This is a genomic window from Puniceicoccus vermicola (assembly GCF_014230055.1).
Lineage (GTDB): Bacteria > Verrucomicrobiota > Verrucomicrobiia > Opitutales > Puniceicoccaceae > Puniceicoccus > Puniceicoccus vermicola.
Genome location: NZ_JACHVA010000068.1, coordinates 1 through 2,855 on the forward strand (window position 1 = coordinate 1; position 2,855 = coordinate 2,855).

Consider the following 2,855-nt stretch of genomic DNA (forward strand, 5'->3'; position numbering starts at 1 on the left):
GCATCAAGGTAGGACCGTCCGTTGCCGGACGGCCCCCTCGCAGATCCCTGCGTGCGGGACTACCGCACAGGGCTCCTCTGAGCGGTCGCGCAGTGGAGTGGACCGGGAGGCTTTCATCTGTAGGAGAGAGTCCATGAGACGGATCGTTGGAAGGGTTTTTCTACGATATGAGGGTTAGGGATAGCGAGGGTAATCCACATCCGGGAGAACCCCGTCCAGTTGTAGCTGAGTCTTTGGCTGCGGCGGTTCAGGGCACGGAAGATAATCTTCCGCGCCAGAGTCCAGTACTGCCAAAGGCGGTCCGAGTTCCCGATCACTCCGTAGTAGTTGAAGTAACCGGCAAACCTACGCCGGAGGATGACAGCCAGTTCCTTCAGAGGCCGACTCCGGTTATTCCGCATCCATTCTTTAAGCCCGGAGAGCGAAGCCCTGAACTTCTTCTTGGACGTTCGCCGTTTGACGGTGACCCGACCCTTGCGGGTCCGAGCCCAGTAGAACTCGAATCCCAGAAAGGCAAAACAGCCACTGCCTTCGAGATCGCACCGACTGAACCTCAGGATGGCACTCTTGTCAGCGGCCATGCTCAACCCGAACTTGGCCATTCGGCGTGGCAGTTCCGAAAAGAACCGCTCGGCCTCGCTGCCATATTCGAATCCGACGACAAAGTCATCTGCATAGCGCATGCAGACGTGCGCCCCCCGAAGACCTTTCGGCAAGACCTTCTCCACCCACAGGTCCAATGCGTAGTGCAGGTAGATGTTGGCCAGAACAGGCGAGATGATCCCCCCTTGCGGGGTTCCCGTTGCCGGGTGGATCACTTCACCGGCCTCTTGCAGGATTCCGGCTTTGAGCCACTTGCGGATTAGACGAATGAACGCTTGATCGTCCACCCGCTCCTCCAGCATCCGACACAGCCAGTTGTGATCGACGTTCTCGAAGAACCCCTCGATGTCCGCCTCCACTACCCAGTGCACTCGTTCGAGAACGAGTCGTTCGCGCAGTTCCTGGCTCGCATCGCGCGCTCCCCGCTTCGGCCGATACCCTTTACTCATATCCAGAAAGTCCGCTTCGTAAATTGCTTGCAGCAACTTGCTCGCGGCCATCTGAACGATCTTATCTTCCAACGCGGGTATGCCCAAAGGCCGCAGCCTACCGCCGCCCTTGGAGATAAACCGCCTCTTTACGTGCTGGGCCCGATACCGCTTGGCGACCAGACGCTCCAACAACCCACGCAGATTCCCGTCCAAGTCCTTCTCGTAGTTCTCCACGCTCACACCGTCCACTCCCGTGGCCGCGTGGCGACGAAGCTCGTAAAAGCTCTCGTACAGCATCGGCAGGTTGATCTCTCGATACAGAGAACGAAACCGATACTTCGGCTCCTTCCCCGCTTTCTCTCTCAGTCCGAGCAGGGTGCTTGACACGCTCTTGTTCGGGACAGTCCTTCCCGAGGCGTGTGCGCTTTGCCCGTGTAACCGCTCAGCCCGCTCCTTCCCCCCGTGATCGGCCCTACCGTCTCCGAGTAATACGAACGAGTCTGACTCCTGTTTGTCCTTCGACTGCATCTCCGGTTAGTTGATGCCTCCTACCTCTTTCCAGAGGAAACAAACAGGCCTCCCAAGTTCAAGGACGCTTCTTTGCATGCATGCCACGGCTTCGAACCCCGACGGGCCGAACAATGCCTTACCATTGCGGCATTGCCCGTGCTGACTTCCGCGCACGTTAAAACCGTCGTCACCCGCATCTGCACTCTTTACGGGGCTAAATTGCCTTCGGGGACTGCGACTCCCCTGCGGCCTGCATGCTTCCCTGTGTACGCTTCGTCGATGTCGTTCCGCCATCCCGACACGCTTCCATGTGGATAACGCATCGGGCTCCGCCTCTAAAAGCGGCAATCCTTCTAATGGCTTAGCTGACATCAGCGCAACACTCGGTAGTTTCTGTTTGGTTATTACTTTGAAACGTCCGGACTTTCACCGGACAAGAAGCGCCTCGCTTCGCTTGGCGCACTAACGTGGAGGCTAGGCGGCCCGGCCTGAGAGGTCCAGAGTTCTGTGAGTTGTCGATTTCACGGGGACGTTTATCGGGTTGCCTATGCCGATTGGTTGGGGGCTAGCCGATGACGGGTGCTAAATCTGCGATGACTAGCAAGAATCCAATTAAAAAGACGGTTAACTCGATAGGGAAACGCCAAAGTAACCGGCGACTACAGATCGAGCGGGGGTCCTCTGGATCATGCAGTATCCAAAACTCTTTTCCCAAGACTTCGTAAGAGAACTCAAAACTTTCCCTGCAGGTGGAAAACTCTTCTCCCGTGGATGTCTTGAAGCTCACGATCGGAAAGTTCTGTGGTAAGGTCTCGTTGTGTAAGTGGCGTTCATCGGGTCGGAGGTCAATGGCACTTAGATAAGGCTGGATTCATGGATTTTGTATTGCCAGAAAGCAGACAGGGGTCGCCCTAGGCGATGGATTCTGCAAGCTTTTGGTGTGCAACAAAACAACCTGTTTCTTCCCGGTTTTCACCGCGCCTTTGGGCGAAGCCCTAAATCTGCCCTCAAGAGGCTTGAGGATAGTCGCAATTCGATCATGAAGGGTCTTCCGGGTCAACTGCCGTATGTTTTCGAGGAGGCGTTGCCTTTGGAATCGATTCCGAAGCGTTCGAAGGAACGCGATCGTGGGTTCTCTTCGGCGGTTACGGTTTGGCACATGATCAGTCAGGGCATGGGATCGGGCACTCTTCGAGCGGGGTTGGTGGAGATCAATGCCACCTTGAGGTCCATGGGCAAGGAAAAGCTCTCGAGCAAAACCGGAGGCCTCTGTCAGGCTCGACAGCGTTTGCCCGAATCGACCGTATGCGC

The 2,855-nt window shown here is 56.5% G+C and carries 2 protein-coding genes; one reads left to right on the top strand and one right to left on the bottom strand.

All coding sequences use genetic code 11. The features are described 5' to 3' along the window. Positions 1-113 precede the first annotated feature (113 nt). A complete protein-coding gene (gene ltrA, locus H5P30_RS07715) occupies positions 114-1,421 on the bottom strand; it encodes a group II intron reverse transcriptase/maturase (protein ID WP_185692383.1) in 1,308 nt (435 codons plus the stop codon). Between the two features lie 1,063 nt (positions 1,422-2,484). On the opposite strand from ltrA, the gene H5P30_RS07720 reads away from it, so the two are divergent. Next, positions 2,485-2,855: hypothetical protein (locus H5P30_RS07720; RefSeq protein WP_185691015.1), on the top strand; the 371-nt coding region annotated here is incomplete at its 3' end.